The organism is Shimia sp. MIT1388 (genome assembly GCF_047124445.1).
Classification (GTDB): domain Bacteria; phylum Pseudomonadota; class Alphaproteobacteria; order Rhodobacterales; family Rhodobacteraceae; genus Shimia.
The window spans coordinates 186852-208952 of record NZ_CP138921.1; the positions used below are offsets into that span (position 1 = coordinate 186852).

Below are 22101 nucleotides of genomic sequence, written 5' to 3' on the forward strand. Positions count from 1 at the left end.
TCAGTTCCCCATGTGCAAGGTTGCATCAGCGCTTCTGCTGCCAATGCGGGAGGTGTCTATTGAGAAAACGCCCCGTCCGGCTGTGTGAAACAGCTCGGCGTGTTCCGGGCCAATTCCTTCGGAATGACCCAAGAAAAGGAGGCCGTCCGGGCAGAGCTGCTCGCCAAATCTGCGCCAGAGCCGGCTTTGTGTTGGTGCATCAAAGTAGATGGCGACGTTGCGACACATGATGATGTCGAACTTGCCCTTGAAGGGCCAGTCGCCGTGCAGGTTGAGACGCCGGAAGCTGATCAGGTCACGGGCATTTTGGCAGACCGCTTTCTGATCGCGCGCGCCCTCAAAATCCTCGAAATACTTCGCGCCTTGACCGTTGGTCAGGGTGTTGATCGAGGACGTCGGATAGACGCCGCGCTTGGCCGTGGCCAGGATTTCCGGGTCGATGTCAGATGCCAGGATCTTCACATCAAGCGAGGCCGCCTCGGGGCAGGCATCCAGAACGTGGAATGCCAGGCCATAAGGTTCTTCGCCGCTGGAACAGCCTGCCGACCAGATCCGAACGCGCTTGCCGCGGCGCGCCTGGGCCATCAGGTCCGGCAGCACGTCATTGGCCAGTTGTTCGAAGTGATGCCCTTCGCGATTGAAGCGCGTCATGTTGGTTGTATAGGCGCTGATAAAGCGGGTTTGCTCATCCCGCCCTTGAGGCGAGTGCATATAGTCAATGTAGTCGTTGACTGTGTCATAGCCTGTGGCACGCAGGCGCTTGGAGAGGCGGGAGGCGACCATCGTCCGCTTATGCGGCTGAAGGTCGATGCCCATCCACTCACGCACCAGCCCAGCAATGGCGGCAAAGTCCGCATCACTGATTGTGCCTTCTTCAAGGGATTTTTGCGCCATTTGGGTCATGCTGCTGACAGTGCTTCCTGTGGCATGATCTGGTGAACATCGATCGCACGAACGATGGTCTCTTCCAGGGTGTAGACGCCGCGAATGAACGCTGCGGTCTTGGAAGAGGAGACCTCCGGAGTGGCTTTGATCTCGTCGGTGTTCACTGTGATGATGTTGGACACGGCATCCACCAGGAAGCCAACGCTCTTCTCATCGATGTGTGCGATGATGATCACGTGACGGCTTTCCGGGATGGTTTTGCCAAGGCCCAGACGCATCGACAGGTCGATCACCGGCAGCACCGCACCGCGCAGGTTCATCATGCCGACCACATAGTCAGGTGCATGTGGAAGCGTGGTGGTGTTGGTCCAGCCGCGGATTTCCAGCACATGGCCGATGTCCAGACAGAAGGCCTGCTCACCAATGGTGAAGGACACGATTTCAATGCGGTTGTCGGTCTGTTCTTGAGTAGCTTGTTCAGACATTAGAGATTCACCTCTGCCAATTCGGACCCCTTACGCAGTCCTGGGTTGCCGTTGCCCGGCGATGGGATCATTTGATCTGTATCGACGATCAGGGCGATCTTGCCGTTGCCAAGGATGGTTGCGGCGGCGATGCCAGGAATGGATTGATAGTTCTGTTCCAAACCTTTGATCACCACTTCGCGTTGCTCCACGATGCCGTCCACTGCGAGAGCTGATCGGCGTCCGGATTCCCCTTCAATCAGAAGGAGCGACTGGTTGCTGAAGTCCGGCAGTGGCGCGCGGAAGCCAAGAGCCTCCCCAAGATCCACAATCGGAAGCATCGAGTCGTTGACGGACAGGCCGCGGTCGCCGTCACAGAAGTCGTGTATGTTGGCCTGACCAGGCTGCAGGGTTTCACGCAGCGCAACGGTTGGGACAACAAGGCTTTCGCCGGCGACTTCGATCAGCATGCCTTCCATCACCGCAAGAGTGAGGGGCAGGGAGATGGTGATCGTGGTGCCTTTGCCCGGCTCGGACTGAAGGTTGATGCGGCCGCCAAGCGCCTGAATTTCAGAGCGCACAACGTCCATACCCACGCCACGACCGGAGAGCTGAGAGATCTCGTCGGCGGTGGAGAAACCAGGGCGGAACAACAGGTTGTCGATGTCGCTGTCGGTCAGATCGTCCTCTGGACGGATCAGGCCTTTCTCTTCGGCTTTCTGACGCACTTTGGCACGGTTCACACCGGCGCCGTCGTCAGAGAGCGAGATCACAACACGACCAGAGCGGTGTGCGGCTTCCAGCTTGATGGTGCCCATTTCCGGTTTGCCAGCGGCAACACGGTCTTCGGCTTTTTCCAAACCATGGTCGACCGAGTTCCGGATCATGTGGGTTAGTGGTTCCACAAGACGTTCGGTCACGGTCTTATCGACCTCGGTGGCTTCCCCAACCATCACCAGACGGGAGGTTTTGCCCGCCTGACGGGAAGATTCCCGTACAATCCGGCTCATCCGCTGGAACAGGCCACGCACTGGTTGTGCACGAATGGCCATCACGCTCTCTTGCAGAACGCCGGACAGGGTTTTCAGCTGACCAATGGCTTCGCTGACGGCACTGTTGGCCGACACTGGCAGCTCATTCATCGACTGGCGCAACATGGCTTCGCTGATCACGAGCTCGCCGACCAAGTTGATCAGACGGTCTACGCGGTTCAGGTCTACACGGATGGTGCTGTTGCGCGGTTCAGAGGACTTTTTTCCGCCGTCTCCGCCTTTGGCCTCCTGCTTTTCAGCCTTTGGGGCTTTGGCAGGTGCTGGCTTGGCTTCGGCCTTTGCGGCTGGTGCTGCGGCAGCCGCTGCTGGCGCGGCTTCCGCCACGGGCGCAGCAGGTGCGTCTGCAACAGGCGCTGCGTCTTCTTCCGCTGCGGCTTCCACCACAGTTTCTGAGATGTGCAGCGTGCACTGGCCTTCGACAAACTCGAAGATTTCGCGGATGGTGCTTTCGTCGATACCGTCGTCCGGCCGCAGGGTCAGCGTCCAAGAGATCGCCGCAGGGGCATCCTTGAGGCTTTCCAGAGGGGCGACTTCAGAACGGTCTGCTTCGATGGACAGCTCGCCCATCTCACCCAGAGCACGGAACAGCAGGGCTGGATCGTGGCCGCGTGTGTAAAGCACGGGATCGGCTTTGAATTTCACCACAAAGTGGGTCGCGCCATCGGTTGCGTCGTCGCCGCCACCAAGAGAAGGCAGGCCTGGCAGATCGCCAATGCCACCGTCATCGTCGCCACCCAGATCGAGGCTGAAGTCCATGGCTTGAACTTCAAAGTCGTCGGAGCTGACTTCGTTGGCGTCGTCGTCATCGTCGCCGCCAACACCGCCATTGGCGTTTTGGGTGGTCTGTTTCAGTTCTGCCAAAACAGCCGCACCGTCGGTGTCAGGCAGGTCGTTGTCGTCGCGGGCTGCGTCCACCAGATCGCTCAGGTGGTCAAAGCCGGAGAACATCAGAGCCGTGATGGTTGAGTCCACGCCGATCTTGTCGGAGCGCAGGTCGTCCAGCACGTTCTCAAATGCGTGGGCAAATTTGATCAGGCGATCAAGGCCAAAGGCCCCGGCGCCGCCTTTGATGGAATGCACGGAGCGGAACATCGCGTTGATGGTTTCCGCATCCGAGGTCTCGTTCTGGAGATCTTCCAGACCGGTGGACAACACTTCAAGAAGGTCGTCGCATTCCTCAAAGAACATGTCACGAAGATCGGACATCACTCAGTTCCTTTCAGACAACCAGACGATTGATGACCGCGACCAGCTTTTCGGCGTCAAACGGCTTTACAATCCAGCCGGTTGCGCCAGCTGTACGGGCACGTTGTTTCAGTTCTTCGCCGCTTTCCGTGGTCAGCACGAGAATGGGCAGAGAGGCGCACTCAGGGCGCTCACGCACACCTTCGATCATGCCAAAGCCGTCCAGGCGGGGCATGTTGATGTCGGTGATGACCAGGTCGGGGTCAGAGCCGCCAAGTTTGTCCAGACCGTCGATGCCGTCCTCGGCCAGATCGACATCAAAGCCTGCATCGGTCAGTGCGGTTTGAATCATCGCGCGCATGGTGCGGGAGTCATCAACTGCAAGAATCTTCGTCGTCATGCGGAGCCCCTTTCAAGAAGACAGTCATGGGGCAGGCCGAGCCGCTCCATACCTTTTAGAAATTCGTCAGATGGTTGTTTCAGTTCAAATGGCAGTTCACGTGCGGCCCATTCGGCGCGCGTGGCCAAAAGCAGTTCAGCGCCAGCCCCCCCAAGGAACTCAACATGATGCGCATCAAGCGCAAGCGGTTGCCCGCGGGAGGCTTCGATTGCGAGACGCAATTCGGTGCAATGTGCGTAATCCAACTGCTGCGGCAGCGCGATGCAGTCGGCCTGAGATGATGATGTGTCTGTGTTCATGGGTCTGGTTCAATACCGTTTTCGGACTGGCTGATTGAAGGCAACGTAAGCTGGCAGCTCTTAACACCCGGTTACTCGGAAAAATCTTGTGGTTTAGCGCGGTACAATGGGGGAGGTAGAAGGGGTTTTGGCCGGCTTCCTGTTATGAGGGTTTGGCTTTAAGTGGTTGGATTGAATGGGTATTTTTGTGTTTTTTGGCGACTTGGGCAGGATTTTAACGACCTTGCCGCCTAGGGTTGTGTGTGCCGGGAACGGCTTTCTTTAGAAGGCGGGCGCGCGCAGGAAGTTGCGCAGCAAAAAGCCCTCGGAATCGCCGATTCCAAGGGCTGTCTACAAACAGATTGTCGCAAGGCCTGCGCGGCCTTGGGGCTTAGGACATGGCGATGTTTCGCAGCAGATTTGCAAAGGCGTCGACGCCCTGCGCACCGGAGGTGGCTTGTTTGGCTTCAAACACCATCGTGGGCACACCCGACACACCACGCGAGGTCCAGAACTGCTCTTTCTGCCGCACGGTCTCTGCGTAGCGTTGGTCTTGCAGCACTGCCTTGGCCTCTTCCGCGCTTAGGCCAATGGAAGCGGCAGTCTCGATCAGGACTTCTGGATCGCTCACGTTGCGGCCCTGTGTGAAGTAGGCGTCAAACAGAGCCAGTTTCAGAGTCTGGGCCTGTCCGCTTTCCGAAGCCCAGTGCAACAGTTGATGGGCGGCAAAGGTATTGTAGATCCGGCTGTCCTCGGTCCAGTGAAACGCGAAGTCGAGGTCCTTGCCCACGGAGGTCAGGTGGTCGCGTGCGGATTGGGACTGTTCGGCCGAGCTGCCGTATTTTCGCATGATGTGCTCGCGCAGGTTTTCGCCTTCCGCTTCCATATCCGGGTTGAGTTCAAACGGGTGCCAATAGGTTTCCACGGGAATGCCGGTGGCCTCGGAAGCTTGCATGAGCTGGCGGTAGCCTACGATGCACCAGGGGCAAACGACATCGGAGACGATGTCCACACGGATTGGGTCTTGGGCCATTGGGGCACTCCTGTGGTGGGTCAGGTCGCCAAGATGGGGTGTGGTCGCGGTGGGCGCAAGCTGCTGTGCCGTGAGGTCACGGCAATGTGCCCAGCCAGAGCCAAACCGTGAGCACCGAGAGGGCGGTGCCAATCAGCACAGTGGAGGCAGCCACCCGCATGGCGCGACCGTACATATTGGCGAAGAGATAGGCGTTGATGCCTGGCGCCATGGAAGCGGTGACAATGGCGGAGCGCATATTGTCCACGGAAATGGCACTCCAGGTGCCAAAGGCGAAGGTCAGAGCCGGGTGCAGGCCCAGTGAGACGGCGCAGCAGAAGAGGATGGTGCGCATGTCGCCTTCGGGACGGTATCGGTAGAGCACACCGCCGATGCCAAAAAGCGCGGCGGGTAGGGCTGAACCAGCCAAGAGGTTGACGGCGTGCATCGCCGGTTCAGGCACCGAGATGTTGCCGAGGTTGACCACAAAGCCAAGACCGATGCCGATGATCAACGCGTTGGAGAACATCGCCTTGAGTACGGTCGGCACAATTTTGGCTTTGGAGCTGTGCCGTGCGCGCATGATCTCCATGGTGGCAATGCCAAGGCCATAGCAGAAGGGCGCATGGATCGAGATAATGGCGTAGTTGCCGGTCAGGCTGTCTGGTCCGTAGGCGCGCTCCATGATGGCTAGGCCCAACAAAAGCGAGTTGGAAAATAGGCAGACAAAGCCAATGGCGGTGGCGTCTTCCCAATCGCGCCCAAAAAGGTATCTGGCGCCCAGCATGCCGGTGAGAAAGCACAGGAAGGCGGCACCGTAGAAGCTGCCCAAGAGGTTGAGGTTGTATTCGGCGGCCAGATCTAGGTTGGATATGGCGCGGAAGAGCAGGACCGGCACGGCGAAGTTGGTGGCGTAGCGCATCAACCCGTCGACGTTTTGCTGGCTGAACAGCCCGCGCCACGCGGCGAGGTAGCCAAAACCGATGATGAAAAAGACCGGCAGGATCACAGAGATTAGAGTTTGCATCTGTGTCGTGTCCTGCAGTGTGACCTGTGCTTACAGGTCGTAGGTGATTTTCATCCCGTCAAATGCGGGGGTGATGTGGTCCGGGGTTTCGCCATCCACCACAGAGTGGTCGAGGTCGATGTGCATGTTGGTCAACACTGCGCGCTCTGGTGTTAGTTTGGCAATCCACTCCAGCGCTTTGTCGAGATGGGCGTGGGTGGGGTGCGGAGACCGGCGTAGGGCGTCGATGATGAAGCACTTCATGTCAGTCAGCTGCGGCCAGGCGGCGTCGTAGATTTCGGCTACGTCTGGCATGTAGACCACGTCGTCCACGCGGAAGGCCAGGGCGTCGATGCTGCCGTGATCCACCTTGATTGGCTTAAAGGTGATGTCACCGCCAGCACCGGAGATGGTGAAGTCATCCTCATCGATGGTGTGCAAGTCTAGGATCGGCGGGTAGGGGCTGTCTTTGGGTTGAACAAAGGCATAGCCAAAACGGCTGAGCAGATCGTTTTGCGTGGCGCCGTCCGCCCAGACGGGAATGCGTTTGCGCATGTTGTAGACCACCATACGCAGGTCATCGATGCCATGCACATGGTCCGCGTGGCTATGGGTGTAGACCACGGCGTCCAGCGCGAAGACATCGGCAGACAGAAGTTGGTCGCGCATGTCCGGTGAGGTGTCGACCAGTACGGTGGTTTTGCCGTCTGCCGTCTCACGTTCGATTAAGAGAGAGCAGCGGCGGCGGCGGTTTTTGGGGTTGGTGGGATCACAGTCGCCCCAATGGCCGCCGATGCGCGGCACGCCACCGGAACTGCCGCAGCCCAGAATGGTGAAGGTCAGCGTTGCGCTCATGCAGCGGCCGCCGTTTGGGCTGCTTTGGAGAACAGGCGCTCGAAGTTGGCCTGTGTCTGCGCGGCGAAGTCAGCGTAGTCCATGCCAAACACCTCGGCGCCAACACGGGCGGTTTTTTCCACGTAAGACGGCTCGTTGCGTTTGCCGCGATAGGGCGGGGGCGCGAGGTAGGGCGCGTCGGTTTCCACCAACACGCGGTCCACCGGTGCGGCGGCAAAGATGTCGCGCACTTCCTGGGAACGGGGGAAGGCTGCAATGCCGGACATGGACAGGTAAAAGCCAAGGTCGAGCATCTTTTTTGCCAGTTCCGGCCCGGAACTGTAGCAGTGCATGACGCAGCCATAGGCGCCTTTGTTGTATTCCTCGGTCAGGATCTGCGTCATGTCTTCATCCGCATCGCGGCTGTGGATGATCAGAGGCAGGCCGGTTTCGCGTGCCGCTTCGCAGTGGATGCGCAGCGAGGTTTGCTGCACCTCTTTGCTGTCGGCGGTGTAGTGATAATCCAGACCGGTTTCGCCGATGCCGACAAACTTCGGATGCTGTGCCAGCGCGACCAACTCTTCCACAGTGGCCAGCGGCTCCTCAGCAGCGCTCATCGGGTGGGTGCCTGCGGCGTAAAACACCGGTGCGTGGGCCTCGGCAATCGCACGCACGGTGGGTTCGTTGCGCAGGCGGGTGCAGATTGTCACCATGCGGGTCACGCCCACGTCAGCCGCACGGGCGATAAACTCATCCAGCTTGCCGTCAAAGTCCGGGAAATCGAGGTGGCAGTGGCTGTCGGTGATCTGTGGATAGTCAGTCATGAGGCGCTCAGGCGGTTGCGGTTTGATGGATCTTGAAAACCGTATCCAGCACAAGCGCGGCAGGGTCAAGGTTCACCGCCTTGCCGTGGTGGGTGCGATCCGAGATTTCCTGTGCCGCAGCAGCCCAGGCGCGGGCTTTGTAGGCATTGGGGGCCAGGCGGCTGAGCACCTGCGCCTCGTTGGGGGCAACTTCGGTGGCGGGTGGCTGGCCCAAAGCGCCGGTGCGCGCGAGGCGTATCAAGAAAAGGTCAATCAGCGTCAACAGCAACTCATAGCGTTCGGCGTTTGCGGGGCCGACGGCGGCGTTGGAGAGCGCGATGGCGCGTTGCCGGTCAAAACCCTGCTCGGCTGAGAAGAGCGAGATCAGCTCGGCATAGAGCGCGAGGCCATCGCTTTGCAGGATGCGCAGGGCCTCGCCGACGGAGCCTGCCGCCAGTTCGGCGAGGGCGGGGGACTCGGCGGCTTCAAAGCCAGCTTGGGTAAGGGCGTTGTGCATGTCCTCAGGTGACAGCGGGTGCAAACGCAGCTCCCGGCAGCGTGACCGGATGGTTGGCAGCAGGCGCGAGGGCTGATGTGAGATCAGCAACATGGTGGTGCGCTCTGGCGGTTCCTCAAGCATTTTGAGGAGCGCGTTGGCGGCGTTCACGTTCATCTCATCCGCGCTGTCGACAATCACCACGCGGCGGCCACCGTCAGCGGAGGACATGGTCAGGAAGTGGGTCAAGCCACGTACATCATCCACGACGATTTGGTCGCGCAGCTTGCCGGTTTTCTCGTTCATGGAGCGCGTGATGCTGAACAGGCCGGGCTCGGAACGCGCCAAAAGGCGGTGCGCCACAGGGTGGTCGGACGAGACGTCCAGGCTGGTATGCGGCACGGGATCGCCAAACAGACCAGCGCCGTCGTCCAGCGGGGTGGCGAGAAGGAAGCGCGCGATGCGCCAGGCCAAAGTGGCTTTGCCCACGCCAATTGGCCCGGTGATCAGCCAGCCGTGGTGCAGGCGGTGGGAATTGACCGCTGTCAGAAAGTCCTGTTCGGCTGAGGCCTGGCCAAAAAGCACCTCGGTTTCCTGAGGATGCGGCGCGCCGGTGACGCGGTCAGCCTCTGGGGCGGTGTCGTCGCTCACGCGTTGGCCTCAATGTGTTGTTTCACAGTGGCGTACACGGCGTCAGACACGCTGTTCATATCGCTGGCGCCGTCGATCACGCGGAAGCGGTCTGCGTATTCTTTGGACAAGTCCAGAAAGCCTTTGCGCATTTGCTCCTGCAAAGCCTGGCCGAAGTCTTCAAAGCGTTCCTCTGCGGTTTGGCGGGACTTGGCGCGCGCTAGGCCTGTGGCCGGGTCCATGTCGATCAGAACGGTCAGATCGGGTTCGCGGCCAATCATCAGGCTGTGCAATTGGTCCACGATCCCGCGCAGGTCGCCGCGAGAAAGGCCCTGATACATGCGGGTGCTGTCGGCGAAGCGGTCGCAGATAACAATTTTGCCGGCAGCCACGGCGGGCAAAATGGTGCGTTCCAGATGGTCGCGGCGGGCTGCCGTAAAGAGCAGGATTTCGGTTTCAGCTGACCAGCGGTCCGGATCACCTTCCAGCACCAGCGCGCGGATTTCTTCAGCTCCAATGGAGCCGCCGGGTTCGCGGGTAAGCACAACTTCAAAGCCTTCCGCGCGCAAGCGGTCTGCGAGGAGTTTTGCTTGGGTGGATTTGCCGGAACCGTCGATGCCTTCAAAAGTGATGAAGTGTCCGCTCACGATGCACCTGCGAGATTGAGGCCAAATTGCAGCATCAGAACGCCTGCAGCTGTGCGCAGGCGAATGCCAAAGCCGCCTTCGGGCACGTCTGCTTCGGCCACCAGCGGAATGCGCATTTCTGGCAGGTCTTCGGGCATTAGCACCAACTCCGCCAGCGATTGGCCTTTGGCAATGGGTGCCTCAATTGGGCCGTTGTAGATCACTTCAGCTTTGACCTTGTTCTGTGCGAGCACCGGCAGCAATACTTCGATATCGCTTTCCGGCACCAAGCCAACCCGCGGGGTTTTGCCCATCCAGACGTCCGCTTCGGCGACACGTTCGCCCTCGCGGGCCAAAGTGGCCTCAGAGAATTGGCGGAAAGCCCAGTTGACAATCTGCTCAGAGACTTCGGCACGTTCTGCGGCGGTTTGCAGGCCGGAGAAGGCAAAAATCACGCGGCGGTTGCCTTGTTTGGCAGAGCCAACAAGGCCGTAGCCCGCCTCCGACGTGTGGCCAGTTTTTAGGCCATCGGCGCCAATGTTGAGGCGCAGAAGCGGGTTGCGGTTTTGCGTGTTTTGCGGTGCGCGGCCGTCAAATTTGAACTCGCGCTCGGCAAACATCGGGTAGAACTCGGGAAAGTCTGTGATGAGGCGGTTTGCCAGCAAGGACAGGTCGCGCATGCTCATGCGATGACCCGGCGCGGGCCAACCGTTGGAGTTGGCGAAGGTCGAATTGGTCATGCCCATTTGTCGCGCGCGGCGGGTCATCAGGCGGGCAAAGCCAGCCTCTGTGCCATCCGGGCTGAGGGTTTCGGCAATCACGGCACAGGCATCATTACCGGATAAAACGATGATGCCGCGCAACAGGTCTTCGACCGCCACCCGATCTGTGGTGTCCAGGAACATGGTGGAGCCGCCATAGTTCATCGCATGCTGCGACACTGGCAGTTTTTCGGTCATCTGCAAGCGGCCATCACGCACCGCCTCAAACGCCATGTAGAGTGTCATCAGCTTGGACATGGAGGCCGGTGGCAAGGCTTCGTCAGCGTTTTTGGCCAGCAGCACGGTGCCGGTGGATTGGTCCATCACAAAGGCGGCGCGGGCTTTGGTTTCAAAGGCGCTGGCCTCGCTGGTCGCAACCGTCAATCCAATCGCGGCCACGCAGGCGTAGAATACGGATTTGAACATGGCAGAGGCCTCCGTCAGTTGGTCACGGCATAGGCGTCGGTAAAGCCAATGCCGTGCACTTTCTTGGTCATGGATTTCAATTCGGACTTGCTCGACGCGGGGCCCACAAGCACGCGGTAGAAGGTTTTGTCACCCGAGGTGGTTTTCTTGGTCAGCGCGGGTAGGCCGGCATTCTTCATTTGAGCGACTGCGCCATTTGCGTTGGACTGCACCGAGAAGATACCGATCTGCACGTAGGGTTTGGACAGCGACGAAGAGGCCGGCTTGGGCGCCACTTCGGATTGTGCAGCCGGTGCCGAGGCAGGGGTGGCCTGTTTGGCTTCGGCCGCGGCAATGGCGGCGGTTGCAGCCGCGATTGGCTCCAATGGGGCTTCTTCAACCTCTGCCGTTTCAGCAACCTCGGCGGTGGCTTCTGGATCAGCAGGGGCCTCTTCGGCCACTTCTTCGCGGCGTAGGGCAGTGATGTTCAGTTCCACAGGTGCACCGGCCAACATGCCAAGTGCGGCTGCTGCATCAGAGGAGACCTGAATGCGCGGGCCGGGGATGTCACGCTCGCGGCGGAACAGGGCACCGATCACAAATTTGCCGTTGGCCTGGTTGCGGATGATGACCCGTTCCGGATCGCCAACGTCCGGGTGGGCGGCCCATACGCCCCCCAAGGAAGGGCGGCCATCCCAGAGGCCAGACTCGGACGTGGAGAAGACCTCGGGGGCTTCGACATCACGTTCCACCAGTTTGGTGGTTTGGCCTGCCACCGGCGCAGCGGCCTCGGTGGTGGGCGTTTTGTTCAAAAAGTTGAAGTCTTCGCCATCGGTGCAGCCTGCGAGCGCGACGCCACAAAGAACCAAAACGGCTGGCGCCGTGCGGCGCGGAAATTGAAAGTTTGCGCCTGAAAATAAGGTCATTATGTGCCCTTTGCCTGCTCGTATTCTGTCGCACCAAATGCCGCTGTTCCCTGTCCCGCAAGGGGCGCAGCAGCGGTCAATTGCACGGAGTGTAACCCGCGTTGGGTTTTAAGGAAAGTGCGGGCAACAGAAAGTGTCGGAAATCCGCCGCTCTTTCCGCTTGAACCGCGCCAAGAGTGGCAGTAGGGATGGCGTGTCGGAGGAGTGGCAGAGTGGTCGAATGCACCGGTCTTGAAAACCGACGAGGGTTAACGCCCTCCGTGGGTTCGAATCCCACCTCCTCCGCCATCTTGCAATTTGTCTAGAGTTGAATGGGCCACTTTGGCTCGCACTTATTATTTGTTTCTTTGGGTTTAAGTGTCTTTGCCATTTTTGTTGGATTTCTTTCGATGATATCCGTATCGTTTCCTTCTGTGGTATGAAATGTGGTATGTTGAATGGCACTTTCAGGAAAGTTGACGAAAAAGCTGGTCGAGAATCTCGGCGCTGGGCGGCATGGCGATGGCAACGGCTTGTACCTGGTCGTTGACCCTTCGGGCGCGAGACGCTGGATCGTACGGGTGGTGGTCAAAGGGCAAAAGAATAAGAAGGGAGCACCACTTAGGACTGACTTTGGATTGGGTGGCGCGGAAATTGTCACGCTGAACCAAGCACGAGAGCGCGCGTTGGAGTATCGACGCATGGCGAAACAGGGGCTTAACCCACGTTTCAATGAACGACAGGAAGTGCCGACTTTTGAAGAGGTGGCGCAGCAGGTCCATATTGATCGCATGCCGACCTGGAAGAACGCCAAACACGGGGCGCAGTGGATTAACACGCTACGCGACTATGCCTTTCCAAAAATTGGGCGCATGCCTGTCGACAGCATTGATCAGCCCGAAGTGATGATGTGCCTTTCACCGATTTGGACCGCCAAGCATGAAACGGCACGACGCTTGTCGCAGCGCATAAAGATCGTGTTGGATGTGGCAAAGTCGAGAGGGTTTCGGTCTGGTGAGAACCCCGTGACTGCCATCAAGGATGCGCAAGTATTGCCTAAGGTGAAAGCTAAACCAAAGCACCATATGGCAATGCGCTGGCAAGACGTGCCTGACTTCTATGCCATTCTAAAGACCAAGAATGCCATGTCTGCCAGGGCCTTAATGTTTACTTGCCTAACAGGATCAAGAACCGGTGAAGTTTTGGGGCTACGGTGGGCTGAGTTGGATTTTGAACAGCGCCTTTGGATCTGCCCCGCAGAGCGGATGAAAACAGGAGAGGAACACCGCGTCCCGCTGACAGTTGAGACCCTGGCCATCATAGAACCGCTAATGGTCAATCAATCCGAATTTGTATTTGAGGGGCAGAAACGCCATCACCCGCTTTCTAATATGTCGATGCTCATGCTTTTGCGTCGCATGAAGGTCGAGGGTGTAACCGTGCATGGGTTTCGGTCCACATTCCGCGACTGGGCAGCAGAGGAAGCCAATGCGCCGAGAGAAGTGGCCGAAAAGAGCCTCGCGCATTCAGTAGGCTCAGAAGTTGAACGGGCTTATGCACGTTCCGATCTCTTGGAGAAGCGCCGGACGTTAATGCAAATGTGGTCTCAATACGTAACATCCCGATGCAAATAAGAAGATCGAGCATGGAAACGATACACATTAGTGAACCAGAACTGAACTGCCTTGAGCTGTTCCGGATAGCATTGAGCGAAAACACCAACGAAGAAAGGCTTCGCGCAATTAATGTGATGAGGCACGAGGTGGTAAGTTTAGGTTTGGAAAACTTCCCAATTAAAGCAGGGAAGAACGCGCCGGAGTTCGTGCATTGGGTCGCGGAAACATCTATTGAGAGACAACAAGCCGCCCATGAATTTTCAGAAATCGCTCACCGGTACAATACCCGGAATGAGCGAAGGCTCAATATCGCAGAACATGTTGGAAAGCTGGTGTGGGACTCCATTCAGTGGCAAGAGTTTAAGGGCCTTCATGTTGCAGGTGGCATACTGGAGCAGGTTCGCACAATTGCCAAACAAGAAGGTATCCAAGGGGCACGGGACAAAGATGTTCTGAGTAGGACTTGGATGACGTATCGTGGGGTTGTTCATCTGGGTATGGCTATGGACTACTGCGAAGATAATCCAGGAAAGGGCCTAGAGGTGTTAGATGTGGCTGAAAAATTCCGCTTAGGCTTGAGCCAGGGGTTCCCCAAACAGACACGCAAGCCGTATATGCTGGAAGATGAGCAATTTTCTTTCATTTAAAATCAATGTGTTAACGTGTCCGATCTGCAGATCGGATACTACTTTTCGTTCAGATTCTGGCTCACTTGATTCGTCGTAACTCAATACGACGAAAGGAAAGTCAGTCGTGCCAAAACTGTTTGAAAGCGACCGCAACTATGTGCTGGGAGATCCTGAGCTCGATTTGTTTGGGCCTCGCGAAAAGCTCGCGCAATGGAGGCACAAAAACACGGGGCCTGCATACTACAAGATTGGGCGTAAGGTAGTTTATCGCGGATCTGATCTGAACGATTGGCTTGAGGCGAACCGCGTTGACCCCAATCAAAGCTCGGAAGGCTAATGCAAAGCCGCGTTAGAACAAGGGGCTCCTCATGCGCTGGGCGCGGCGCGATTGGCGGCGCGCTATGAGCAGATCCTACAAAGGCAACAAGCTAAAGAAAAATCGCGTCTATTCCGGTGCGGATCTTCAGCGCATTTTTGGTGTGTGCTCAAACACGATTTCCAATTGGGTGAATGGTGGACTTATCGCCTCTGACGGCAAGCGCCCATATCTGTTTCGTGGCGGGCAGGTGATGCAGTTTTTGAGAACCCGCCAAGAACGCGCAAAGACAACACTTCTTCCTGGTGAGTTTAAATGCGGTGTATGCAAGTCGGCCGTCTTCCCGGACGTGGCAACTTTGCAGATCGGGCCAGCTAAGAATGGCGCTGCAATGGGTATGGGAACTTGTTTGGAGTGTGGAGGCCACATTCGCAAGTTCGTTTGTGAGGCCGATTTTGTGATTTTTGAGCGGCTTCGTGATCCCAATACCACCGTAGGCTCATTACACGAAGGAATGAGGGCAGATAACGGTGGTATTGGGATTTCCAAGCAAAAACTTGATCAACACTGGTATGTTGAGAATGATCGCACTTTGTACCAATGGCAGTTTCACGCAGGCCATCTTGTCGAGCAAACTATCGATCAACATCTGGCTGCCATTCGTTTTTTTGAAGACGTACTCGATGGAAAACCTTTCGAGAAACTTACAATTCGCGATGTGGATCTGGTACGCAGCGCGCTCAAAGACGCCATTTCGGCACAAGGTGAAGCGCGGAAATCGAGATCGACTGTGTCGCATCAGGCTTCGCAGATCATGGCTTTTCTGGAGTGGTTGATTAAGCAGGATGGCTTTAAGCGCCTGCCTAAAGATTTGCCAAACTACATGAAAATGCCTAAGGCCGTTTATGCGAAAGCTCTCGCCTCCGAGGAAAAAGCTTATCCTAGCATTGAAGTGGCTGAAAAGCTCTTACTGGGTATGCCCTCTGAGAAACTTGCGGACAATCGGGCCCGAGCCATGGTGGCCATTGCTTATCTCGGCGCGTTGCGGGCGGACACGATTACCTCATTGCGCATCTGCCATTTTGATGCGGTAAACAAAAAGATCTTACAGGACGCGAGTGTATCGCGAGCCAAAAACGGCAAGAGCCTTAAGATTGACTGGTTTCCGATATCGGACAGTTTTGCAGACGCGATAGAAGACTGGATTGATGTACTGGCTTCAAAGGGCTTGTCTGGGCAGGACGCGCTCTTCCCTAACCTTCGAGTGCTTCAACACCGCAAGAACCTCAAAGATCCTTGTCGAGCCCCAATTGAGCCCATGGCATCCAAAGACGCAGTTTCAAAGGCATTTGCGCTCGCCTGTCGTGACATTGTAGAAAATTACAATCCCCACTCTGTAAAGGATACCGTCGCGGCAGAACGAGACCGCAGGCCCCTGACTGAGCGCCAGCGCCGCGCGTGGTCGCAAAACATGGGCCATGACAGCGAGACAACCACACAACGGCATTACGGAACAATTGGCGACGAATAACGTTCCGAACTTTTTGAGGAAATCGGAGCGGTCAAGACCTCTGCTCCACAAGTCCTTTCTGACGAACAGAAAGTCGCGTTATTCGACAGGATTTTGTCGGAATTGACTGGGGCGTGATGGATAGGATGACGCCCCCTTTTCTTGCGGACGTGAGTTCGCCGGAAGCGAAAATAATCCTATTTTGGTTCTCGCAGCAGCTTTACGCAAAGATGTGAACTTTGCGGAGTTACGCGACAACCAACAACGGACGTCGAGAAAAGTCAGGGCTTAAGGTAGATCTCAGCCCTAAGCGGCCAAGAAGCTCCAGCACTTCGGGCGGAAAGCGGACTCTCTCTGCAACTGCGAATGTTGGTATTGGGAAGGCGAAGCAGCTGTTCACAAGGCAGAACGACCGCCTCTTTCGCTGGGTTAAGCATCAGGTCAGCAATGTTGCACAAATGCGGGACTTTCCGTAGTTGCACCAGTGGCTCAAAGCGGTCATGCAGCCCAATGTGGAAACTGACGTCTGAAATTCGAGTTCTGAAATCTCATCCGACGTGCATGTCATGTTGCGGTTCGACGCGGTTTTGAAGATAAAGCTGGCGAGTTTAGCGGGCAGTCATGGGGTTGTTACGTTGGTTTCGCCCGCTTTGAATTGCTCCCCTAGGTATTCCAGTTAGTATGACGATCACAAAAACGACCGCGATGCAAAACGCCTGTGGTAGGATTTAAAGAGATGTATCAGTGGTTGAACAGTCGCGGATTGCGACGTCTCTGTAATCGCACAGTCCGCGCCTAAAACCAGTCCACTTCACTGACATCGACTAGGGCAGTGTGATCTCTCCCATAAGCCACAATCGCAATAGAGGTGACGGTGTCCGCCCGAGGGGTCTTTCGGAGGAAACTGCCGGAAGGTTTGAAGTCGTTGAAGAGCAGTTGAACGTCGGTCCAATCCGGGGAAGTGGCGAACTGCGCCTGGTAGTATTGCCAAGGCAACCGTGTGCCTTTGGTACGCAGGTGCAAAAAATACGTCCCACTGTTGCCGCGCACTTTTAGGCGCACACCTTTGGTATTGTCGGCCAATCGGTCTGACAGTGTGCGGCGCACTTGGATGAAACCGCCGTTGTTGTCGGTGCTCACTTCGCCCGACAGCCGGACAAAGCTGCTCGCGGCTTCGCGCTCAAATGTGGCGTTGCCAGTGGACACGCCCCCCATGACGGTGTCGGCAAAATATGTCCAGCGTGTAGACGGATTGGTGTCGAAGGTTTCAAACATGTCTTCAGCCTTAGCCGCTCCGATGCCAAGTGCGACGAACAAGCCAGTTGCGATCACGGGGCGCCATTTCATTGGGTGAGCCTCCTTCAGTTCAACACGGCAATCGACACGTTTAGGACCGTCGCGAAACTCACCCACGCCAAATAGGGAATGAACGCGACCGCAGAGGGTCGATCCCATCGCCAAGTGCCGAGAATGAACAGCACAATCGTGGCCCAAAGCGCGCCAATCACCACAAGCGCTAGCCAAGGCATTTGCAACATGAAGAAAGCCGGAGACCAGAGGAAGTTCAGGATTAGCTGCGCCCACCATAGGGTCAACAGAGAGCCGTGGTCGCGGGCTTCAAATTGGCGCCATCCTATCATTGCGATGAGCACATATAATGTTGTCCAAACCGGCGCAAATATCCAGTTGGGAGGATTAAAAGCGGGCTTGTTCAGAGCCGCGTACCACGCCCCTGGCGCGGTCAAGGTGCCTATCAGAATGCCGCCCCCCATGACTAAGATCAGAAAGGTGATGCGGATGGTCCATTTTGTCACTGGTGATCTGTTCCTGTGTCGGATGCCCGTGGTTTTCTTAGCACGTCAGGCCTGTCACTAGCGCCTTTGCTTTTGTGTCAAACCGCGTCATTTGGGGGGGCTCGGCGCCGACGAGTTTCACCGTGGCACCGGAGATTTCGGCACCGGTCACAGTGATTTCACGCGCGCCGAGGGTATCGTCAACGTCAACGGTAAAGGTGATGCTTTCTCCTGAACCAAGTGTTGAAATCGGCAAGTCGACTGAGTTTTGGCCATCCAAGATGGTTGGCAGTGTGGTCAGGGCCTCGCGGCCGGCAATGACCTCAAAGGGTTGGAAGACCTCCACACCGGCGCCGCTGCCAGTGACATCAAAAATGAGCGCGCCTTGGGAGGTCGTGAGGTCCAGCGTGAGGGTGCTGGCCGTCACCGCACAGGCGCCGACGTTCTTGATTTCAAAGCGATCTTTGGGGGCGCCTTCAATAAATCGAACACTGAGATCGGCATGCCCGGCTGTGGACAGCAGGTAGAGGGTGAGTGCGGCGAGCGTCAGGTGCATGGGGCGAAACATCTTAGAACCTCTTTGTTTGGCAATGTTTCAGTTACGCGGTGGCGCTTGGGCAGGATCATTTTTGATTGGGCAGATGTCGTCCTCCAGCCCTTGGGTTTCGTATCCACAAAAAAGGGCTGAGGAGACTAACGTGCAAATCGTCTGGTTCAAACGGGACCTGCGTGTGCAGGATCATCGGGCGTTGACCTATGCGGCACAGCGTGGGCCCGTGGTACCGTTGTTTGTGGTGGAACCTGCCTATTGGCAGCTGGACGATGTGTCCTGTCGGCACTGGGACTTTGCCCGTGAGGCCCTTGTGAGTTTGCGAGAGGATCTTGCGGACCTAGGGCAGCTACTGATTGTGCGGGTTGGGGACGTGCTGGATGTGTTGGACGACTTGCGCAAAGCCGTAGGTGTGCATGGTCTTTGGTCGCATGAAGAAACCGGCAACGGATGGACCTATGCCCGAGATAAGCGGGTCGGCGCGTGGTGTCGCGCCAAAGATGTGCCGTGGCACGAGATCCCGCAACACGGGGTGCTACGGCGGATGGCCTCGCGCAATGGGTGGGCGACCCAGTGGGATCGGTTTATGGCGGAGCCGATTGTCAATGCGCCTGCTCTGAAACCAACCGGCGTATCTCCTGGCCCTATTCCCAGCGCCAGGGACCTTAATTTGGTGCCCGATGGGGCGCGAGAGCGACAAGTGGGAGGACGGGCTGCGGCGGAGGAAGTCATGTCGTCGTTCTTGACGGCGCGCGGTCGGACCTATCGTCGGGCCATGTCTTCGCCTTTGGCCGCTGCAGGTGCGTGTTCCCGGCTGTCACCGCATTTGGCGTGGGGGAGCTTGTCGATGCGGGAGGTTACCCAAGCCACATGGGCGCGACAACGGGAGGTAAAACTGCGGGGCGCGCGGGACGGCTGGGGCGGCGCCTTGTCGTCCTTTTCCGGCCGGCTGCATTGGCATTGTCACTTCATTCAAAAACTTGAGGTCGCGCCGCGCATTGAGTTTGAGAACTTGCATCGCGGCTATGACGGCATTCGGCCCTCCGCCCCAGATGCAGAGCGGTTGGCGGCTTGGGCACGCGGCGAAACAGGTTTGCCGTTTGTCGATGCGTGCATGCGGTCTTTGCATGTGACGGGCTGGTTGAACTTTCGGATGCGCGCCATGGTGATGGCGGTGGCGAGCTATCACCTGTGGCTGCATTGGCGGCCGCCGGGGTTGGAACTGGCCCGTCTGTTCACGGACTATGAGCCGGGCATTCATTGGAGCCAGGTGCAGATGCAATCTGGAACCACAGGCATCAACACGGTGCGCATCTACAATCCGGTGAAGCAGGGCATGGATCAGGACCCGACCGGGGCATTCACCCGGCGTTGGGTGCCCGAGCTGGCCAAGATCGACGATCGCTTTTTGCAAGAGCCATGGAACGCGGAGAACGCGGGTGCAGTGCTGGGAAGGGCTTATCCCATACCCATCGTGGATCACCTAAGCACAGCACGCGACGCGCGCGAGCGTATTTGGGCTGTGCGTAAAGGGGACGCGTTTCGCCGGGAGGCGCAGGGGATTGTGGCAAAACACGCCAGTCGGAAAACCCCACGCAGGCGTTCGCGCGAAGAAGCGACGTCAAAACAGCTTGATTTGCCGCTTTAATAGGATCGACCAATGAAGATGCGCAAGAAATCTGATCTGCCGAGCAAGATCTGCGCCCGCTGTCAGCGGCCTTTCAACTGGCGTAAGAAGTGGGCCAAAGTGTGGGACGAGGTGCGCTATTGCTCAGAGCGCTGCAAGCGTGGGGGCTAAGCCAAAGCATCAAGCACCGCAGCTGCACTGGTGCGATAGGCGTGTTGCTTTTCCTCGCTCATGCGGTCCCATGTGCGATAGGCATGTCCAAGGCGTGGGTTGCCGCGCAGCTTGTCTTCGTTACGAAGTAAAAAATCCCAGTAGAGTGGGTTGAAGGGGCACGCATCCGGGCCGGTTTTTTGCTTCACGTCATAACGGCAGGTCTGGCAGTGATCTGACATCTTGTTGATGTAGTTGCCGCTGGCCGCATAGGGCTTGGAGGCCAGTAGGCCGCCATCGGCAAACTGGCTCATGCCAATCACATTGGGCGCTTCGACCCATTCATATGCATCGGCATAGACCGCCAAATACCACTCATGCACCTCAAGCGGATCAATGCCCGCCAGCATGGCAAAGTTGCCGGTGACCATGAGTCTTTGGATGTGATGCGCGTAAGCGTGATCGCGGGTCTGGGAGATTGCGGCGGCCATGCAGGCCATGTCCGTCTGCGCGGTCCAGTAGAAGGTGGGCAAAGGGCGTTTTGCGTCGAATTGGTTGGCGTTTGTGTAGTCCGGCATCTTCAGCCAGTAGATGCCGCGCACATATTCACGCCAGCCGATTATTTGGCGTATGTAGCCCTCAACCGCGTTGAGGGGCGCATCACCATCGTAATAGGCGCGCTCTACACGTCGGCAGATTTCCAACGGGTCCAGCAGTCCGGCGTTCAGGTATTGTGCCAAAACTGAGTGATAGAGGAACGGTTCCTCGGTGAGCATGGCGTCCTGGTAGTCGCCAAAGTGGGGCAGGGCGGTTTGCACAAAGTGTTCCAGCGCCATAATCGCGTCTTCTCGCGTGACCGCCAGCCAGAACGGGTCAAGCGATCCGAAATTCTTGGTAAAGCGGGTTTCGACCAGTGCCAAAACGTCTTCGGTGATCGCGTCGCGGGACACGTGCCGAGGCTGCGGCATGAACAGGTCGCCTTGAGCCGGCTTTCGGTTCTCCGCGTCATAGTTCCATTTGCCGCCTTCCGGCGCGTCCCCGTTCATCAGAAGCCCGGTTTTGCGCCGCATCTCGCGGTAAAAATACTCCATACGCAGCTGCTTGCGCCCCTGCGCCCAGGTCTGAAATTCCGCGTGGGAGCACACAAACCGCGTGTCCTCTCGCATGTCCAAAGCGACCCCATTTTGCGCGGCCCAATCGCAGATGGCCTGCTTGAGGCGATACTCTCCCGGTTCTGTCATCACGACTTGTGAGAGGCCCAACGTGCCCAGCTCATGGCTCAACTGATCGGGCAGGGTGCCCTTGTTGTCGCTATCGTCCAAATGGACATAGCGGACAGACCATCCCTCTCGTCGCAGCAAATCAGCGTGATGCCGCATGGCCGAAAACAGAAAGGCGATTTTCTTTTTGTGGTGGGGGACATAGCTGGCTTCCTCAGCCACCTCCGCCATCAGGATCACATCGCGGTCTTTGTTGGCGTCGCGTAGTACGGAGAGTGACAGGGACAGTTGATCGCCCAACACAAGAATAAGACGCCCGGACGCCTGCGCGGGTACTTGGATAGTCATAAGTAGAAACCTGCGCTCAGTTCAAAAGGGCTTCGATTTGCGAGGTCACCGCTTTGGACATCGGTTTGGTCTGGGAAGAAAACTTCGCAACCACTCCGCCGTCAGGGCCAATCAGGACCTTGCTGAAATTCCAGCGCGGCACGTAGCCGACTTCCTCACGCAGCGACACAAATAGGGGATGCGCGGTTTTGCCTTTCACCGAGGTAATCCCCGTCATCGGCATGTCGATGCCATATTGCAGTTCGCAAAACTCTTTTACCTCTGCGTTTGTGCCCAGCTCCTGTTTGAAATCATCTGAGGGCACCGCGAGCACCACCAAGCCTTGATCACGGTAAGTGTCATAGAGGTCCTGTAGTCCGCGGTATTGCTTCGTGAAAGCGCATTGCGAGGCGGTGTTCACCACCAATACCGGCTGGCCTGCCCAATCGGAGACCGCAAGCGTGCCGCCATCCATCGAGTCAAACTTGGCAGACAAATCCAAGGCGAAGGCGGGCCCCGCCGTGGACAGCGTTATTATCAAAGCAGTTAGGAACTTCATATCGACCCTCCGTTTATTCGATTACGGCACAGAGGGCGCCTTGGATGTCCTTTTGATGCTAT

Annotated in this window: 24 protein-coding genes and 1 tRNA gene; 7 read left to right on the plus strand and 18 right to left on the minus strand. The window is 57.4% G+C overall.

All coding sequences use genetic code 11. The features are described from left to right. From SIB92_RS00850 to SIB92_RS00910, 13 genes are all read right to left on the minus strand, one after another. Complete coding sequence (locus SIB92_RS00850) at positions 1-894, minus strand: CheR family methyltransferase (RefSeq protein ID WP_412554037.1); 894 nt, start codon at positions 892-894, stop codon at positions 1-3. 5 nt (positions 895-899) lie between these two features. Then, positions 900-1370, minus strand: coding sequence for a chemotaxis protein CheW (locus SIB92_RS00855; protein ID WP_168591686.1), 471 nt, complete (start codon positions 1368-1370; stop codon positions 900-902). Continuing rightward, entirely contained in the window at positions 1370-3607 is a 2238-nt protein-coding gene (locus tag SIB92_RS00860; protein ID WP_412554038.1) for a chemotaxis protein CheA, read from the minus strand. The genes SIB92_RS00855 and SIB92_RS00860 overlap by 1 nt, the downstream gene beginning before the upstream one ends. Positions 3608-3620: 13 nt before the next feature. Beyond that, positions 3621-3986: a response regulator gene (locus SIB92_RS00865; protein WP_164646190.1), complete on the minus strand. Its 366-nt coding sequence runs from the start codon at positions 3984-3986 to the stop codon at positions 3621-3623. Next, on the minus strand, positions 3983-4285 hold the full coding sequence (locus SIB92_RS00870) for an STAS domain-containing protein (protein WP_294118175.1): 303 nt from the start codon (positions 4283-4285) through the stop codon (positions 3983-3985). Before SIB92_RS00870 ends, SIB92_RS00865 begins: the two co-directional genes overlap by 4 nt. Positions 4286-4655: 370 nt before the next feature. Then, entirely contained in the window at positions 4656-5297 is a 642-nt protein-coding gene (locus tag SIB92_RS00875) for a DsbA family oxidoreductase (protein WP_412554039.1), read from the minus strand. Positions 5298-5373: 76 nt separating this feature from the next. Continuing rightward, entirely contained in the window at positions 5374-6303 is a 930-nt protein-coding gene (locus tag SIB92_RS00880) for an AEC family transporter (RefSeq protein WP_412554040.1), read from the minus strand. Between the two features lie 30 nt (positions 6304-6333). Then, a complete protein-coding gene (locus SIB92_RS00885; RefSeq protein ID WP_412554041.1) occupies positions 6334-7137 on the minus strand; it encodes an MBL fold metallo-hydrolase in 804 nt (267 codons plus the stop codon). After that, positions 7134-7940, minus strand: a complete 807-nt coding sequence (locus SIB92_RS00890; RefSeq protein WP_412554042.1) for a TatD family hydrolase — start codon at positions 7938-7940, stop codon at positions 7134-7136. The genes SIB92_RS00885 and SIB92_RS00890 overlap by 4 nt, the downstream gene beginning before the upstream one ends. A gap of 7 nt (positions 7941-7947) precedes the next feature. Continuing rightward, a complete protein-coding gene (locus tag SIB92_RS00895; RefSeq protein WP_412554043.1) occupies positions 7948-9066 on the minus strand; it encodes a DNA polymerase III subunit delta' in 1119 nt (372 codons plus the stop codon). Next, positions 9063-9692 carry a dTMP kinase gene (tmk, locus tag SIB92_RS00900; protein WP_412554044.1) on the minus strand — a complete coding sequence of 210 codons (630 nt, stop codon included), beginning with the start codon at positions 9690-9692 and terminating at the stop codon, positions 9063-9065. The genes SIB92_RS00895 and tmk overlap by 4 nt, the downstream gene beginning before the upstream one ends. Then, on the minus strand, positions 9689-10858 hold the full coding sequence (locus SIB92_RS00905) for a D-alanyl-D-alanine carboxypeptidase family protein (RefSeq protein WP_412554045.1): 1170 nt from the start codon (positions 10856-10858) through the stop codon (positions 9689-9691). The genes tmk and SIB92_RS00905 overlap by 4 nt, the downstream gene beginning before the upstream one ends. Positions 10859-10872: 14 nt before the next feature. Beyond that, on the minus strand, positions 10873-11763 hold the full coding sequence (locus tag SIB92_RS00910; RefSeq protein ID WP_412554046.1) for an SPOR domain-containing protein: 891 nt from the start codon (positions 11761-11763) through the stop codon (positions 10873-10875). Positions 11764-11961: 198 nt separating this feature from the next. Here SIB92_RS00910 and SIB92_RS00915 point away from each other — a divergent pair. The 5 genes from SIB92_RS00915 (at position 11962) to SIB92_RS00935 (ending at position 15834) form a co-directional block, all read left to right on the plus strand. Continuing rightward, a tRNA-Ser gene (locus SIB92_RS00915) sits at positions 11962-12051 on the plus strand. Positions 12052-12200: 149 nt separating this feature from the next. Beyond that, complete coding sequence (locus SIB92_RS00920; protein ID WP_412554047.1) at positions 12201-13376, plus strand: tyrosine-type recombinase/integrase; 1176 nt, start codon at positions 12201-12203, stop codon at positions 13374-13376. Between the two features lie 11 nt (positions 13377-13387). Next, positions 13388-14005, plus strand: a complete 618-nt coding sequence (locus SIB92_RS00925) for a hypothetical protein (protein WP_412554048.1) — start codon at positions 13388-13390, stop codon at positions 14003-14005. A gap of 139 nt (positions 14006-14144) precedes the next feature. After that, a complete protein-coding gene (locus SIB92_RS00930) occupies positions 14145-14324 on the plus strand; it encodes a helix-turn-helix transcriptional regulator (protein WP_412555779.1) in 180 nt (59 codons plus the stop codon). A 64-nt stretch (positions 14325-14388) separates the two neighbouring features. Continuing rightward, positions 14389-15834 carry a tyrosine-type recombinase/integrase gene (locus tag SIB92_RS00935; protein WP_412554049.1) on the plus strand — a complete coding sequence of 482 codons (1446 nt, stop codon included), beginning with the start codon at positions 14389-14391 and terminating at the stop codon, positions 15832-15834. Between the two features lie 774 nt (positions 15835-16608). On the opposite strand, the gene SIB92_RS00940 is transcribed toward SIB92_RS00935, so the two are convergent. The 3 genes from SIB92_RS00940 to SIB92_RS00950 are packed head-to-tail and all read right to left on the minus strand — an operon-like array spanning position 16609 to position 18162. Next, positions 16609-17160, minus strand: coding sequence for a CIA30 family protein (locus SIB92_RS00940; RefSeq protein WP_412554050.1), 552 nt, complete (start codon positions 17158-17160; stop codon positions 16609-16611). Between the two features lie 14 nt (positions 17161-17174). After that, positions 17175-17627, minus strand: coding sequence for a TspO/MBR family protein (locus SIB92_RS00945; protein ID WP_412554051.1), 453 nt, complete (start codon positions 17625-17627; stop codon positions 17175-17177). A gap of 37 nt (positions 17628-17664) precedes the next feature. After that, positions 17665-18162, minus strand: a complete 498-nt coding sequence (locus SIB92_RS00950; protein ID WP_412554052.1) for an aggregation factor core — start codon at positions 18160-18162, stop codon at positions 17665-17667. 142 nt (positions 18163-18304) lie between these two features. Between SIB92_RS00950 and SIB92_RS00955 the strand changes: the two genes are divergently transcribed. Both SIB92_RS00955 and SIB92_RS00960 read left to right on the plus strand, forming a co-directional pair. Then, positions 18305-19804 carry an FAD-binding domain-containing protein gene (locus SIB92_RS00955; protein WP_412554053.1) on the plus strand — a complete coding sequence of 500 codons (1500 nt, stop codon included), beginning with the start codon at positions 18305-18307 and terminating at the stop codon, positions 19802-19804. A gap of 12 nt (positions 19805-19816) precedes the next feature. Then, positions 19817-19954: a DUF2256 domain-containing protein gene (locus SIB92_RS00960; RefSeq protein WP_412554054.1), complete on the plus strand. Its 138-nt coding sequence runs from the start codon at positions 19817-19819 to the stop codon at positions 19952-19954. Here SIB92_RS00960 and SIB92_RS00965 read toward each other — a convergent pair. Beyond that, entirely contained in the window at positions 19951-21501 is a 1551-nt protein-coding gene (locus SIB92_RS00965; RefSeq protein WP_412554055.1) for a cryptochrome/photolyase family protein, read from the minus strand. The two genes, SIB92_RS00960 and SIB92_RS00965, sit on opposite strands and share 4 nt — an antisense overlap. Before the next feature lie 16 nt (positions 21502-21517). Beyond that, on the minus strand, positions 21518-22039 hold the full coding sequence (locus SIB92_RS00970; protein WP_412554056.1) for a glutathione peroxidase: 522 nt from the start codon (positions 22037-22039) through the stop codon (positions 21518-21520). Between the last annotated feature and the right edge of the window lie 62 nt (positions 22040-22101).